The organism is Kitasatospora sp. MAP12-44 (genome assembly GCF_029892095.1).
Lineage (GTDB): Bacteria > Actinomycetota > Actinomycetes > Streptomycetales > Streptomycetaceae > Kitasatospora.
Genome location: NZ_JARZAE010000004.1, coordinates 6849758 through 6863499 on the forward strand (window position 1 = coordinate 6849758; position 13742 = coordinate 6863499).

A 13742-nucleotide genomic window follows, 5' to 3' on the forward strand; every position below is an offset into this window, starting at 1 on the left:
CGGCGATCGGAAGCAGCCGCACGGGAACACCCCGCAGCCGGTGTCACTCGCGACCCCGAGCGGCTGACACCAAGTCAACTCCCGTTCCTTCGTCCAAGTACCTGCCACGATGGGCCGGTTGTCTTTACCGTGTTTACTGCGCTCCGATGGTGAGAAGGGACAGCCCATGGCCGCACCCGTGACGAACCACAAGCTCGAAGCAGCGATCGTCGACGCGGAGATGACGTTCGACGCCCTCGCCCGTGGAGTGGTGAAGGTGGCGGCCGAGGTCGGCATACAGCTGCGGACCAACCCTTCGACCGTCCACAAGTGGCTCCGGGGAGCCGACCCGGAGGGCGACACTCCCGCCTTCATCTGCGAGGCCCTGTTCCGCAGGACGAGACGGAGCTACACCCCCGCCGAACTCGGGCTACGGTCGGTGGAAGAATCCGACCCGGGTCTCGGGCTGACCATCGGGCCCGACCCGGTGGGCGTCCTCGCGAGGGTGTGGAGAGCTGACTTGGACCGTCGAAAGTTCCTGGCCGCGTCGGCGTTCTCCGTTGCCGCGATGCACCTGCCCCTGGACCACGTACGCGAGAACGCCGAGCGGACCGCTGCTGTCCGCCGTGGCTCGGTGGCCGGGCCCGCCGAGGTCGCTGCCGTCCGCGACATGATCAGCATGTTCACCGAGATCGACGAACGCCACGGCGGCCAGCACGGCCGGTCCGCTCTGATCCAGTACCTGCACTCCGACGTGGCCGCCCTGTGCCGGGGCACGTTCCGCACGCACGAGGACCGTCAGCAGATGCTGTCGGCGGCGGCCGTCGGCGTCCACCTGGCCGGTTGGAAGGCGTACGACGCCGGGGAACAGGGCCTCGCCCAGCGGTACTACCACCAGTCGTACGCCCTGGCAGTCGAGTCGGGGATCGTCGGGCACGATGCCTTCGTCCTGCGAACCCTGGCCCAGCAGGGCATGAGGCTCCATCACCCCACCAAGACGATCGCATTGTCCGACACGGCCCTCTCCCGCGTGGTCGGCCGAGTCGACGCCGCAACCGAAGCCCTGTTCACCGTGACTCACGCGCACGGGCTGGCGGCCACCAACCAGCGCCGGCCAGCCGTCCAAGCCGTCCAGCGGGCCCGAGACCTGCTGGACGGCGCCGACACCGACGAGATGCCGTACTGGGCGCGCTCCTGGGGGCCGGCCCGCGCGACCGTGAACTCCCGCAGTGCAAAGGTCTTCTCCCGCCTCGGCGACCGCAAGGGTGCGGCGGAGAACTACGCGGCAGCCGCGGCGACCAGGCCCGCCAGTACGTACGCCCGCATCCAGGCCCTCGACCTGGTGGCCCAGGCCAAGATGGAGCTGGCCGACGGCGGGATCGAACAGGCATGCGGCACCTGGAACCGGGCGCTCGACAGCATGACCGGCGTCCACTCCGTCCGGACCCGCCGAGCGGTGCTGGAGATGCGCAAGAGCCTGGCCCAGTTCAAGAGCCGCGGGATCGCAGCAGCCCAGGAGCTGGACGAGCGCGCTGCTGTCTTCCTGGCCTGACCAGCAGAGTCGGGAGGATCTTGCAGACCAGGTGGAGCGCTACGGGAGCAGTGAGGCGCGGCGCCACATTGCCTGCGAGCGGTGGTCGATGATGCCGAGGTCGGTGAAGAAGGCCACCGCCTTGCGGGCCCAGTTGGCCTTGGTGGCCTGCCAGTTGGGGTTCTGTGTGGCGACCGTCCGGGCCTCGCGCGGGTCGAGGCCGGCCAGTGCGTAGACCCGCGGGTTGATCGCCTCGTTCACCGCCTCGTAGGCCAGCACGCCGAGCACCTGGCGGAAGACGGCACGCCTGGCCGGGCTCATCCTGGCCCAGCGCCGCTCCAACTCCGGCTTGGCGTAGCCGATATGGCGGGCCTCCTCGATCACGTGGATCCGGGCCACCGAGCGGGCCAGTGGCTGCAGGCTCTCGTCACGGATCATCTCGCGCTGCATCGCGTCGGTGAACTCCTCGACGAAGATGGCCCCGGCGAAGGTCAACGTGGTGTCGTTCAGCAGCAGATGAAGCTTGCCGCGGCGCTGCGCGCGCCTGCTCGGGCGGGCCGAGGGGTAGCCGGTCTTGGTGATGTACCTGGCGAACATCGTCGAGTGGCGGCACTCGTCGGCGACCTCGGTCAGCGCGTACTGGGCGTGCTGGGTGGTGAGGTCACTGTCGTAGACGTGCCGGACCAGCCCGTTCATCAGGATCAGCTCGAACCAGATGCCCGCCGCGGTGACGCTGGCCAGCTCGTGCACGCTCAACTGGGCCTGCCGGCGCGGGCTCAGGCGGTCCCACAGGTGGGTGCCGTAGAGCGAGACCCGGTGCGGGGGTATCGCGAACTGGTCGGGGTCGATCGGGGCGTCCCAGTCGATCTCGGTCAGCGGGTCGTGGGAGTGCTTGGCGGAGACCTTCAGCAGCCGCTCGGCGTTCTGCTCGCGGGCTGCCAGGGCCAGGGCGGAGGCGGGGGAGGAGTCTCGGTAGGCCACGGCAAGAGTGAAGCAGCGATCCGGGGCTTTAACAAGACTCGGTGTCAATAAGGGTGTTCCAAGGGTCTGCACAGAGCGGCCCGGGCCCCGCGCGCCGCGGTCGGCGTGGGGGCCCGGGACGGTTCTGGCCTGTGCTTTATCCGATCGGCTCGGCCAGCGAGAGGCCGAACCGGCCCTCCGGGTCGGTCCACCAGTGGGTCAGCGCGAAGCCGGCCGACCGCAGCTCCTCGGCGACCCGCTCGCGGCGGAACTTCGCCGAGATCTCGGTGCGCAGCTCCTCGCCCGCGGCGAACTGCACCGCCAGGTCCAGCGCCGGGATCTTCACGGTCTGCGCCTCGCGCGAGCGCAGCCGCATCTCGATCCACTCCTGCCGGGCGTCCCAGACGGCCACGTGCTCGAAGGCGTCGGGGTCGAAGGTGGCGTCCAGCTCGCGGTTCAGCACATTGAGCACGTTCTTGTTGAACTCCGCCGTCACCCCGGCCGCGTCGTCGTAAGCGGCGACCAGGACGCGCTCGTCCTTGACCAGGTCGGTGCCGAGCAGTAGCGCGTCGCCGGGTGCCAGTTCGGCCCGCAGGGCGCGCAGGAAGGCGGCCCGCTCGGTGGGCAGCAGGTTGCCCAGCGTGCCGCCGAGGAAGGCGACCAGGCGCGGAGCGTTCACCGCGTGCGGCAGGTCGAGGCTGGCGGTGAAGTCGGAGACCACCCCGTGCACGCTCAACTCGGGGTATTCCTTGACGAGTTGCTGGCCGGCGTCCTGAAGGGCGCTCTCGCTGACGTCCACTGGGACGTAGCTCTCCAGGGTGCCGAGCGCATGCAGTCCGTCCAGCAGCAGTCTGGTCTTCTCCGAGGAGCCCGAGCCCAGTTCGACCACCGTCCGGGCCCGGGTGGCCTCGGCGATCTCGCCGGCCCGGGCGGTCAGGATGGCCCGCTCGGCGCGGGTCGGGTAGTACTCGGGCAGCCGGGTGATCTCCTCGAAGAGCTCGCTGCCCCTGCTGTCGTAGAACCACTTCGGCGGCAGCCACTTCGGTTCCGCGGTCAGCCCGAACCGGACGTCCGCGCGCAGCGCGCGCGCGAAGTGGTCGGCGGGAAGCAGCCGGGTCAGCTCGAAGGCGGTCATGACGGGTGGTCCTCTCGCGTCAGGTCAGCAGGGTCCAGCGGTCGGATGGTCACCGCGTCCGCGGTGGCCAGCAGCAGCGATCGGTCGGGCACCGGCACCCAGCCGGGGCCGTCGTCGCTGGGCTCGGAGGCGACCAGCACCGAACGGCCGCGCTCCAGGCGGTAGAAGAGCGTGTCGCCCCAGGTGGTCGCGGCGATCACATGGCCGTTGGTGAGCAGCAGGTTGAGCCGTGCCTCGGTGTGCCGCACGATGTCGCGCACGGTGACGGCCAGGGCTGCGGCGGGCTGCTGCCCGGCGCGCAGCCGGTGCGCGAGCAGCGCCCAGACCAGCGCGGAGTCGCAGCGCGCGGCCAGGGTCAGCAGTTCGGCCGGCGGCAGCAGCGCGGCCAGCGTACCGACGGCGCCCGGCCAGCCGGTCAGCGCGCCGTTGTGGCTGAAGAGCCAACTGCCGTCCGCGTAGGGCGCGGCGGCCGCCTCGCCGGCCGCGGTGCCGGCCGTCGCCGAGCGGACGGCGGCCAGCAGGGCCCGGGTGTGCACCACCCGGGCCAGCTCGGTCAGGTTCTCGTCGGCCCAGATCGGCCCGGCTCGGCGGTAGCGGGCCGGCACCGGATCGCCGTCCGCGTACCAGCCCAGGCCGAAGCCGTCGGCGTTGACCGTCCCGTACCGTTGCATCCGGGGTGCCCAGGACTGCCGATGCAGCCCGAACGGCGGCTCGATCACCAGTTCAGCCAGCGACAACGGCGCACCCAGATAAGCGAGATGACGACACATCAGGCAGCAGCTCCGAGACTCCGAGCGGTCCGGAAGCCGGCGAATATCTGCCGCCGGATCGGGTGGTCCCAGTTGCGGAAGGTGCCGCGGCAGGCCACCGGGGCGACCGCGAAGCTGCCGCCGCGCAGCACCTTGTAGGGCGCCGGCTCGCCGGGCTTCGCGAAGAACACCTCGGAGTACTCCCGGTAGGGCCAGGCCCGGAAGCCCGGGTAGGGGGCGAAGTCGCTCGACGTCCACTCCCACACGTCGCCGATCAACTGCCGTACCCCGTGCGGCGAGGCGCCCTGCGGGTAGCTGCCGACCGGGGCCGGCTGCAGATGGCGCTGGCCGAGGTTGGCGTGCTCGGGGCCCGGCGCGGCGTCGCCCCAGGGGAAGCGGCGGGAGCGGCCGGTGGCCGGGTCGTGCCGGGCGGCCTTCTCCCACTCGGCCTCGGTGGGCAGTCGGCGTCCGGCCCAGCGGGCGTAGGCGTCCGCCTCGTACCAGGTGACGTGCAGCACCGGCTCGCCCAGTGGGACCGGCTCGGTGTGGCCGAAGCGCCGGCGCAGCCACTGGCCGTCCTCGCGGGACCAGAAGAGCGGCGCGGTGAGCCCGGCGTCCATCCGGTGCCGCCAGCCGGCCGGCGTCCACCAGCGCGGGTCGTGGTAGCCGCCGTCCTCGATGAAGAGCTGGTAGGCCGCGTTGCTCACCGGGGTGGTGTCCAGCGCGAAGGCGTCCAGCTGCACCTGGTGTGCGGGGCGCTCGTTGTCCAGGGCCCACGGCTCGGTGTCCGTCCCCATGGTGAACGGCCCTGCGGGGATGACGACTTCGGACGGCCAGTCGGCGTGCACGGCGGCCGGCGGGGCGGCTGCGGCCAGCGCGGGGGCGCCGGCGCGGAGTTGATGGGTGATCAGCATCGTCTCGTCGTGCTGCTGTTCGTGCTGGGCGATCAGCCCGAAGGCGAAGCCGGCCTGCAGCAGCGGCGGTCCGGACAGCTCGACGCCGTCCAGCAGGTCGAGCACCCGCCCGCGCACCTCGTGGGCGTAGGCCCGGGCCTCGGCGGGCGGCAGCAGCGGCAGCCTGGGCCGCTCGGCGCGCGGGTGCTCGAAGGCGTCGTAGAGCTGGTCGATCTCGGGGTGCATCGGGTCGCGGCCGCCGACGTTGCGCAGCAGCCAGAGCTCCTCCTGGTTGCCGATGTGCGCCAGGTCCCAGACCAGTGGCGACATCAACGGGGAGTGCTGGGCGGTGAGTTCGCCGTCGTCGACGCAGTCGGTGAGGCCGCTGGTGCGGGCCCGGGCGGCCAGCAGCTCGCCGGCGATCGCCTCGCGCAGCTGCTCGTCGCTGAGGGTGGTCGGGTCGGGGTTCAGCACGGTGCGGCCTCCTGGGGCGCGGGGAAGCGGCCCGCGCCGGACGTGTCGAGCAGGTCGTCGGCCGGACATCGGCCACGCGCGGTGTAGTGGTCGGCGAACTCGGCGACCCTGGCTCGCAGTTGCTCGCTGGCGCCGAGCCCGGGCAGTGCGGCGTCGGCGGCGGCGAAGCAGCCCAGGGCTGCTCGGCGCAGCACCGGGTCGTCCACCGCGCGGGTGGCCGCCCGGCTCCAGGCGGCGCCGCGCGGTCCGGGCTCCTCGGTGGCCCGGGCCAGCGGCTCCAGCGCCTCCATGGCGGCGTCGGCGGCGCGCGGGTCCTCGAAGAGCGCGGTGGTGAGCGCCGTGGTCACCACCCAGCCGTCGCCGGGTTGGGCGTCGATCATGCGCAGTTCCAGGTAGCCGTGCGGGCGAACCGGCGGGAACAGCGTGGTGATGTGGTAGTCGAGATCGGCCACGGTCGGGCGCCGGCCCGCGGGGCGGCGCAGCCAGTCGCGGAAGGTCAGGCCGGCCGGTGCGTTCCAGGGCCGGCCGTCGGCCCGGCGCACGCAGAGCACGGCGGCGTCCAGGACGTAGCGGGCCCAGGCGGCCCGCGGGTCGCCGTCGGGCGGCGGAGCCAGCGTGCGGCTGGGGTCCATCCGCGACCAGACGGCCTGCCGGGTGGACCGGTAGCCGGTCGGACGGCCGTCCAGCATCGGGGAGTTGGCGAAGGCGGCGACCAGCACCGGGCCCAGGCTGTGGGCCAGCTCCCAGCGTTGGCGGTACCCGTGCGGGCCGCCCTGCTCGGTGCCGGCGTCCAGGCAGACCTGGGTGGAGGCGGTGGTGGTCATCATGATCTTGCCCCACGGCCCGGCCCGGCCGAAGAACTCCTCCATGGCGAGGTAGCGGGGCTGGCGCAGCAGGACCCGGCGCTCGCGCGGGTGGGGTTCGGCGCCGTAGCCGGTGAGCGTCAAGGCCTGGCCGGCGAAGGCGGCCCGCAGCAGGGCGAGGTCGCGGGCGGTGGTGTCGAGGCAGTCGATCAGACCGTCGGCGGGCGGGGAGCTCAGCTCGACCTGTCCGCCAGGCTCCCTGGTGATCCGGGAGCCGTGGGGGAGGAGCGGGTTATCCTGGCACATTCGCAGCGTTTCGAGGGCGGCGAGCGTGCGGTCGGGCGCGGGTGTGGCGTCGGGACTGTCGGTGTCGTGGACCAGCCACTCGAGTTCGACGCCGACCCGACTCGGCGGGCCGATCTTGAAGCAGACGCTCGCCACATAGGCTTCGGCGGCCGACTGGGTCAGCTCGGTCACCGTCGGAGGCGTCTGCGGTTGGCTGTCCAACTGCGGGCTCGGCGGCCGTGCGGGTTTCATTTGATTCACCATCCTCCGTCCGGGGAAGCAACCCGGTCTTCCTGCCCAGTTTGCGACGGGCCACACGGCCTTGCCGGATACCCACCGGTAGGAACGGAATCGCCGCTGGTCAGCGATGGCAACCGGGTGATGTGAGCCAGGTCACAGGCGGGCGAGAAATATCTGGGGAGAACTTCCCCGTTTGCCGTACAGTAGGACTAAGTGGGGAGCTGGTCCCCGGAAAGTCCGGGTTCCCTGCCCAGGAGAGGAGTGTCGTGGTGAGTGCGATCGAAGCCGTCCGCAGCGCGTTGGCGGGCTGCACTGTCAAGGCCGGGTCGGCCGAACCGAGCGCGAAGTCGACGACACCCCGCCTCCGGGCGGATGCCACCCGCAACCGGGAGCGGATCGTCACCGCAGCCCGGGATGTGCTCTCCGAGAGCGGTGCCGAGGCGCCGCTGGACGAGATCGCCAAGCGGGCCGGCGTCGGCAACGCGACGCTCTACCGCAACTTCCCGGACCGCACCGCGCTGATCCACGAAGTCGCCCGCTCCATCATGGACCGCGTCCTGGCCCAGGCGGAGCAGGGGCTGACGGACGGCTCCGAGCCCTTTGACGCGCTACGGCGCTTCGTCCACGTCGCCGCCGCCGAACGGATCGGCGCGCTCTGCTCGCTCCTGACCGCTCGCCCTGACCCCGACCTCGACGAGGAGCTCTGGGCCGTCCGCGAACGGCTGGAGGCGGTCGTCGACCAGCTGATGCAGCGGGCCCGGGAGGCCGGCCAGCTGCGGACGGACGTCGGGCCCGGTGACGTGTTCGTCGCCATCGCCCAGCTCACCCGCCCACTGCCCGGGACGGCCTGCGTCGACCTCGGCTCCTTCGTCCACCGCCATCTGCACCTCTTCCTGGACGGCCTGCGGGCCCCCGGGGTGTCCGAACTCCCCGGCCGGGCCGCTACGTTGGAAGACCTGCGCGGCCGCATCGCCGCCGTCCGCTCGTAGGTCACGTCCAGCTTGCTCTTAGTTCACGTACCAGCTTCAGTTCACGTTCTGTTCCGGCTTCCTGAACCGCCGCAACTTCCAGCACCGTTAGGTGAGTATCCCCATGTCTGAAACCGTCCCCCAGGCCGATCCACGGCGCTGGAAGGCGCTGGCCTTCATCGGTCTCGCCCAGCTGATGGTGGTGCTCGACGCGACCATCGTCAACATCGCCCTGCCGTCCGCGCAGCGCAGCCTCGGCTTCTCCGACACCGGACGCCAGTGGGTCATCACCGCCTACGCGCTGGCCTTCGGCGGTCTGCTGCTGTTCGGCGGGCGGCTCTCCGACCTGCTGGGCCGCCGGCGGATGTTCATCATCGGGCTGACCGGCTTCGCCGCCGCCTCCGCCCTCGGCGGGGCCTCCGCCAACATCAGCATGCTGATCGGTTCGCGCGCCCTGCAGGGCGTGTTCGGCGCGATGCTCGCGCCCGCCGCGCTCTCGCTGCTCTCGGTGATGTTCACCGAGGCCAACGAGCGTGCCAAGGCCTTCGGCATCTACGGCGCGATCGCCGGCGGTGGCGGTGCCATCGGCCTGATCCTCGGCGGCCTGCTCACCGAGTACCTCAACTGGCGCTGGACCCTCTTCGTCAACGTCCCGTTCGCCGTCCTCGCCGCCGCCGGCGCCGTGCTGGTGATCCGCGAGCCGGCTGTCGGACGCAACAAGAACCCGCTGGACATACCCGGCGTGCTGCTGGTCTCCAGTGGCCTGGTCTCCCTGGTCTACGGCTTCACCAAGGCCCAGGAGGACAGCTGGACCTCGGGCGTCACCATCGGCCTGTTCGTCGCCTCGGCCGTCCTGCTCGCCGCCTTCGTCTTCGTCGAGGGCAAGGTCAAGAGCCCGCTGCTCCCGCTGCGCGTGGTGCTCAACCGCAACCGCGGTGGCGTCTACCTCTCGCTGGGCCTCGCGGTCATCGGGATGTTCGGCCTCTTCCTGTTCCTCACGTACTACCTGCAGAACGTGCTCGGCTACTCCCCGGTCAAGACCGGTGTGGCGTTCCTGCCGATGGTGGCCGGCATGATCACCGGCTCCACCCAGATCGGCGCGCGCCTGATGAACCGGGTGCCGGCCCGCTGGCTGATGGGCCCCGGCTTCCTGGTCGCGGCGGGCGGTCTGACGATCCTCACCCAGATCAAGGTCGACTCGTCCTACTGGCTGATCCTGCCGGGCCTGGTCCTGATGGGCCTCGGTATGGGTACCGCGTTCATGCCCGCTATGAGCCTGGCGACCTTCAAGGTGCAGCCGCAGGACGCCGGCGTCGCCTCCGCGATGGTCAACACCTCGCAGCAGGTCGGCGGCGCCATCGGCACCGCGCTGCTCAGCACGGTGGTGGCCAGTGCGGCCAAGTCCTTCCACCCGACGCACTTCACCAGCAAGACCAACGCCATGCTGCAGATCGAGGTGCACAGCTTCGCCACCGCGATCTGGTGGTCGGCCGGCATCCTGGCGCTCGCCTCGCTGATCGCCTTCACCTTCCTGAACGCCGGCCACATGGGCCACCGCCCGGCGGCGGCCGACGGCGAGAAGGAAGACTTCGTCCCGGTCATGGCGCACTGATGCCTGCTGGAGTCTGAACGGCGCGGCCCCCTCCCGGACTTGCGGGCGGGGGCCGCGCCGTACTGCTGGGAAAAGCGCTGGTCGGAGCGGATCAGCGGTTTGTACGATCGCCGCATGACGACACCCGTGCACCCGCCCAAGCCGCGCCCCGGCGACCACGTCGCCATCATCTCGCCCGGGTCGGGCCTCCCCGGCCGGCTGCCGCTGCCGTACGAGCTGGGGCTGCGCCGGCTGCGCGAGGAGTTCGGGCTGCTGCCGGTCGAGTACCCGGCGACCCGGCTGTTCGGCTCGACGCCGCAGCAGCGCGCGGACGACATCCACGCCGCGTTCGCCGACCCGCGGATCAAGGCCGTCATCGCCACCATCGGCGGCGACGACCAGATCACCGTACTGCCGCTGCTGGACAAGGAGTTGATCCGGGCCAACCCCAAGCCGTTCTTCGGCTACAGCGACAACACCAACCTGCTGCTCTTCCTGCGCAACCTGGGCATCGTCAGCTACCACGGCGCCTCGGTGATGGTGGAGTTGGGCCGCCCGGGGGCGCTGCACCCGCTGACCGCCGAGTCGTTGCGCGCGGCGCTCTTCGACTCCGGGAGCTACCAGCTGCGGCCCGCGGTGGAGTTCGGTGACGTGCAACGCACCTGGGCCGAGCCGGCGACCTTCGACGCGGAGCCCGCGATGGAGCCCGGCGATGGCTGGCGCTGGCACCACGCGGACCGGGTGGTCGAGGGCCTGGGGTGGGGCGGCAACCTGGAAATCCTGTCCTGGATGCTGATGGCCGACCGGGAGATCCGACCGGTCGAGGAGTACGCGGGGCAGGTGCTCTATCTGGAGACCTCGGAGGAGCTGCCGAGCGCCGACGAGGTCTACCGGATCCTGCGCAACATGGGCGAGCGCGGACTGCTGCGCCAGTTCCCGGCGGTGCTGATGGCGCGGGCGAAGAGCTGGAGCCTCGGGCAGCCCCTGGAGCCGGCGGACCGCGCCGCCTACCGCGAGGCCCAGCAGGAGGCGGTGCTACGGGCGTTGGCGACTTACGCGCCGGACGCGATGGTGGTCCTCGACGTCGACTTCGGCCACACTGACCCGCAGCTGGTGATCCCCTGCGGCGGCCGGATCCGGGTGGACGGCCCGGCCCGCAGGATCACCGTCGACTACTGAGATTCCTTCAACGCTTCAACGCTTCAACGTGAGGTCAACATCATCGTGGACACCGACGTCCAGCGCTTTGCCGTCGCCAACCTCCGCCGCCGCCCCCTGGTCGTCGAGACCGCGGGCTTTGTCGCGGGGTTCGACCCCGGCACCACCAGCCCGTACATCAACTACGCGACGCCGCTGCCCGGCGCCGAGCCGACCGCTGCCGACGTCGCAGCCCTGATCGCGGCCTTCCGCGACCACGGGCTCAAGCCCCGCCTGGAGTTCGCCCCCGACGCCGCCCCCGCCGTGGAGCCCGCCCTGCGCGAGGCCGGCTTCACCCGGGAGGCGGTGCACGAGTACCTGCTCTGCACGCCCGCCACACTGGCCGTGCCGCAGGCTGGTCCTGGCCGGCCGGTCGTGGAGATCCCAGCCACCGACGAGGACTTCACGGCGATCGACGGAGCCTTGGCCGAGGCCTTCTCGGGTGAGTTCGCCTCCTCCCCGGAGGGCGCGGCCCGGCTGCGCCGGACCCATGAATCGGGCGGCGCCGTCCGCTTCGTCCGTTCCCCCGACGGCGGTTGCGCGGGCGGAGCGATGACCTCCGCACCGGCCGTCGGGACCTCGGAACTGGCCGGGGTCGGGACGCGCCCGGCCTTCCGCGGCCGGGGCATCGCCGCCGCCGTCACCGCGGCGCTCGCCGAGGCGATGTTCGCCGGCGGCGCGGAATCCGTCTGGCTCGAGTACTCGGGCGAGGGCTCGCGCCGGGTCTACGAGCGGGTCGGATTCCAGCCGCACGGGACCCGGCTGTACGTGTCGCTCGCGGAGTAGGGCGCCATCCGCAGGATCTTCTCGGTCTCCTCCGGCAGTGTGCGGGCACCGTCGAGCCACCCGACGAGTCGCTCGACGGTGTCCCACAGTTCGTCAGGCATCCACGCGCGTCAGCGTCACGACCGGGATCTGCCGCGGCGCGGCCTGCTCCTGGAACTGCGCGAACAGCGGTGCACGCAACACCTGCTGGGCCACCAGCCGCTCGCGCTCCGCGCCCTCGGTCACCGTCGCGGTCACCCGGTAGGTCTCCGTGCCGACCTCGACCAGGGCCGACGGGTCCGCCACCAGGTTGTGGTACCAGCCAGGGTGGTTCTCCCGGCCGCCGTTGGCCGCGAACACCACCAGCCGGTCGCCGTCCGTCGCATACGCCATCGGCATGGTGCGCGGCTCCTTGCTGCGGGCACCGGTGGTGGTCAGCAGGAGGAGGGGAACGCCCGCGAAGTTTCCGCCCACCACGCCCTCGGCGCTGCGGAACTCGTCGATCACCGACTGGTTGTACTGCAAGCGTTCTGACATGAAATCAGTCCTTTGGGGAGAGTGTCGAGAGGGTCTGAGCTGTCAGGCGTCGATCGCGGTGCTCAGGCTGAGTGCGGCTGTGGCGTCCAGATCGGCGCCCACGGCCGCCAGCTTGCCGCGGATCGCGGTGACCGCGTCCTCGCCCAGAGCGAGGCGCAGGGGGAGTTCGGGCAGGTCCAGGGCGGCCAGCAGGGCGGCCGCCGCCTTGGCCGGGTCGCCCGGCTGCTGGCCATGGCTGCCGGAGAGGCCGGCCCGGACGGCGCCGACTGTGGGCTCGTAGTCCTCGATCATGTGCGCGGACTTCAGCGCCGGTCCGGCGAACTCGGTGCGGAAGGCGCCCGGTTCGACGATCAGCACCTTGATTCCCAGCGGCGCGACCTCGCCGGCCAGTGCCTCGCTGGCCAGCTCCAGGGCGCCCTTCGCGGCGCAGTAGGCGCTGACGCCGGGGAAGGCGAGCATCCCGCCCATGCTGGTGACCTGGACGATCGTCCCGCTGCGCCGGGCCCGCATGTGCGGCAGCACCAAGCGGGTGAGCCGCAGCGCGCCGAAGAACATCACCTCCATCGTGTTGCGCAGCTCGTCCTCGGTGGTCTCCTCGAGAGCACCGACGATTCCGAACCCCGCGTTGTTGACCAGCACGTCGATCCGCCCGTGCTCCTCAACCGTGCTCTTCACGGCCTGCGCGCACTGCTCGGCATCGGTCACGTCCAGCCGCAGTGCCGTGATCCGCCCCGGGAACTCGGCGATCAGCGCCGCCATGCTCTCCGGTCGCCGCACCCCGGCAATCACGATGTCGCCGGCCGCCAGCGCAGCCCGCGCGAAGGCGATCCCGAACCCGCTGTTGGCGCCGGTGATCAGCCAACGGCGGGCGTGGTCAGCGTTCTGAGTGTCCGTCATGAAGGCGCCCCCTTGAGTCGATCTCTGCTGCGCCGACCCTACAACGCCGAGGTGCTGGACGGCCCGGCTATCCGGCGCAGCCGTGCTCGGCTGCCAGGTTCTCTTTGGCCACCCTGCCGCGCAGCGTCTCGCTGCGGTCGGCGGGGCGCACTTGGGACGGCTGGCGGGTCACCTCGACGCCTCCGCCGGGCGGACGGAGGTAGAGCTCGCCCGCGCGGTAGTCCATGACGAGCAGGATGCACAGCGACTTGCGGTCGACGACGTACGAGCCGGTGGGGGGAATGTGGTCGGTGGTGGTGGTGCTGGTGGTGCTCACGTGCTCAGTTCCTTTCGCACAACGGGTCCAACTCGGCCTGACCGCCTGCGTTCTCAACCATCGGAAGCGCGCAGGGCCTCGGCCCCCGCCCGGATGACCCTGGCCAACTGCACGACCACGTCCGGCCGGGCCCTACCGAGGTCGACCAGCACCCTGCCGGTGAAGGCAGACTGCCCGTCGATCCCCGCTGACGGCAGAACGATGCCGGCGAGCACGAGGGCGTCGATCAACTCCGCGAGCGCGTCGGCTGCTTGCTTGCGCATCCGTGCGGTGATCCTGCTCAGTTGTGACATCTGATGTGGACTCCTGTTCCCATCGCTGGCCGCGCCCCACCCGAGCGACTCCTCTGTGTAGTCGTTCCACTACAAGAATCGACGGAGAGGAGTACCGTGGAAAGGGCTTCGCACTCGACATCTGGGTGA

14 protein-coding genes are annotated in these 13742 nt (G+C 71.2%); 5 read left to right on the forward strand and 9 right to left on the reverse strand.

Features of this window, described 5'->3' with window-relative positions; genetic code table 11:
• The first annotated feature begins 166 nt into the window (after window positions 1–166).
• On the forward strand, window positions 167–1531 hold the full coding sequence (locus P3T34_RS31135) for a hypothetical protein (RefSeq protein WP_280669374.1): 1365 nt from the start codon (window positions 167–169) through the stop codon (window positions 1529–1531).
• 39 nt (window positions 1532–1570) lie between these two features.
• On the opposite strand, the gene P3T34_RS31140 is transcribed toward P3T34_RS31135, so the two are convergent.
• From P3T34_RS31140 to egtA, 5 genes are all read right to left on the reverse strand, one after another.
• Window positions 1571–2491, reverse strand: coding sequence for a diiron oxygenase (locus P3T34_RS31140; protein WP_280669375.1), 921 nt, complete (start codon window positions 2489–2491; stop codon window positions 1571–1573).
• A 136-nt stretch (window positions 2492–2627) separates the two neighbouring features.
• Window positions 2628–3605: an L-histidine N(alpha)-methyltransferase gene (gene egtD, locus P3T34_RS31145; protein ID WP_280669376.1), complete on the reverse strand. Its 978-nt coding sequence runs from the start codon at window positions 3603–3605 to the stop codon at window positions 2628–2630.
• Window positions 3602–4375 (reverse strand): ergothioneine biosynthesis protein EgtC, encoded by a 774-nt coding sequence (egtC, locus tag P3T34_RS31150; RefSeq protein WP_280669377.1) that lies wholly within the window; start codon window positions 4373–4375, stop codon window positions 3602–3604. Before egtC ends, egtD begins: the two co-directional genes overlap by 4 nt.
• Window positions 4375–5682 carry an ergothioneine biosynthesis protein EgtB gene (egtB, locus tag P3T34_RS31155; RefSeq protein ID WP_280672500.1) on the reverse strand — a complete coding sequence of 436 codons (1308 nt, stop codon included), beginning with the start codon at window positions 5680–5682 and terminating at the stop codon, window positions 4375–4377. Before egtB ends, egtC begins: the two co-directional genes overlap by 1 nt.
• 32 nt (window positions 5683–5714) lie before the next feature.
• Window positions 5715–7061, reverse strand: a complete 1347-nt coding sequence (egtA, locus tag P3T34_RS31160; RefSeq protein WP_280669378.1) for an ergothioneine biosynthesis glutamate--cysteine ligase EgtA — start codon at window positions 7059–7061, stop codon at window positions 5715–5717.
• Between the two features lie 287 nt (window positions 7062–7348).
• On the opposite strand from egtA, the gene P3T34_RS31165 reads away from it, so the two are divergent.
• From P3T34_RS31165 to P3T34_RS31180, 4 genes are all read left to right on the forward strand, one after another.
• A complete protein-coding gene (locus P3T34_RS31165; protein WP_280672502.1) occupies window positions 7349–8038 on the forward strand; it encodes a TetR/AcrR family transcriptional regulator in 690 nt (229 codons plus the stop codon).
• Between the two features lie 103 nt (window positions 8039–8141).
• Window positions 8142–9629 carry an MFS transporter gene (locus tag P3T34_RS31170; RefSeq protein ID WP_280669379.1) on the forward strand — a complete coding sequence of 496 codons (1488 nt, stop codon included), beginning with the start codon at window positions 8142–8144 and terminating at the stop codon, window positions 9627–9629.
• Window positions 9630–9743: 114 nt separating this feature from the next.
• The gene (locus tag P3T34_RS31175; protein ID WP_280669380.1) at window positions 9744–10787 is read left to right on the forward strand and encodes an LD-carboxypeptidase; all 1044 of its coding nucleotides are present in this window, start codon (window positions 9744–9746) and stop codon (window positions 10785–10787) included.
• Between the two features lie 45 nt (window positions 10788–10832).
• Complete coding sequence (locus P3T34_RS31180; RefSeq protein ID WP_280669381.1) at window positions 10833–11591, forward strand: GNAT family N-acetyltransferase; 759 nt, start codon at window positions 10833–10835, stop codon at window positions 11589–11591.
• Window positions 11592–11684: 93 nt separating this feature from the next.
• On the opposite strand, the gene P3T34_RS31185 is transcribed toward P3T34_RS31180, so the two are convergent.
• The 4 genes from P3T34_RS31185 to P3T34_RS31200 all read right to left on the reverse strand — a co-directional run bounded on the left by P3T34_RS31185 (window position 11685) and on the right by P3T34_RS31200 (window position 13613).
• Window positions 11685–12107, reverse strand: a complete 423-nt coding sequence (locus P3T34_RS31185; protein ID WP_280669382.1) for a nitroreductase/quinone reductase family protein — start codon at window positions 12105–12107, stop codon at window positions 11685–11687.
• A gap of 42 nt (window positions 12108–12149) precedes the next feature.
• Window positions 12150–13004, reverse strand: a complete 855-nt coding sequence (locus P3T34_RS31190; RefSeq protein WP_280669383.1) for an oxidoreductase — start codon at window positions 13002–13004, stop codon at window positions 12150–12152.
• Between the two features lie 67 nt (window positions 13005–13071).
• Window positions 13072–13320 carry a hypothetical protein gene (locus P3T34_RS31195; RefSeq protein WP_280669384.1) on the reverse strand — a complete coding sequence of 83 codons (249 nt, stop codon included), beginning with the start codon at window positions 13318–13320 and terminating at the stop codon, window positions 13072–13074.
• Between the two features lie 53 nt (window positions 13321–13373).
• A complete protein-coding gene (locus tag P3T34_RS31200) occupies window positions 13374–13613 on the reverse strand; it encodes a hypothetical protein (RefSeq protein ID WP_280669385.1) in 240 nt (79 codons plus the stop codon).
• Window positions 13614–13742: the final 129 nt, after the last annotated feature.

What these genes read in the sequence shown, in the direction of transcription:
- P3T34_RS31135 (WP_280669374.1), top strand. Translation starts at nt 167, where the DNA reads ATGGCCGCACCCGTGACGAACCACAAGCTCGAAGCAGCGATCGTCGAC.
- egtD (WP_280669376.1), bottom strand. Translation starts at nt 3,605, where the DNA reads ATGACCGCCTTCGAGCTGACCCGGCTGCTTCCCGCCGACCACTTCGCG.
- egtC (WP_280669377.1), bottom strand. Translation starts at nt 4,375, where the DNA reads ATGTGTCGTCATCTCGCTTATCTGGGTGCGCCGTTGTCGCTGGCTGAA.
- egtA (WP_280669378.1), bottom strand. Translation starts at nt 7,061, where the DNA reads ATGAAACCCGCACGGCCGCCGAGCCCGCAGTTGGACAGCCAACCGCAG.
- P3T34_RS31170 (WP_280669379.1), top strand. Translation starts at nt 8,142, where the DNA reads ATGTCTGAAACCGTCCCCCAGGCCGATCCACGGCGCTGGAAGGCGCTG.
- P3T34_RS31175 (WP_280669380.1), top strand. Translation starts at nt 9,744, where the DNA reads ATGACGACACCCGTGCACCCGCCCAAGCCGCGCCCCGGCGACCACGTC.
- P3T34_RS31185 (WP_280669382.1), bottom strand. Translation starts at nt 12,107, where the DNA reads ATGTCAGAACGCTTGCAGTACAACCAGTCGGTGATCGACGAGTTCCGC.
- P3T34_RS31190 (WP_280669383.1), bottom strand. Translation starts at nt 13,004, where the DNA reads ATGACGGACACTCAGAACGCTGACCACGCCCGCCGTTGGCTGATCACC.
- P3T34_RS31200 (WP_280669385.1), bottom strand. Translation starts at nt 13,613, where the DNA reads ATGTCACAACTGAGCAGGATCACCGCACGGATGCGCAAGCAAGCAGCC.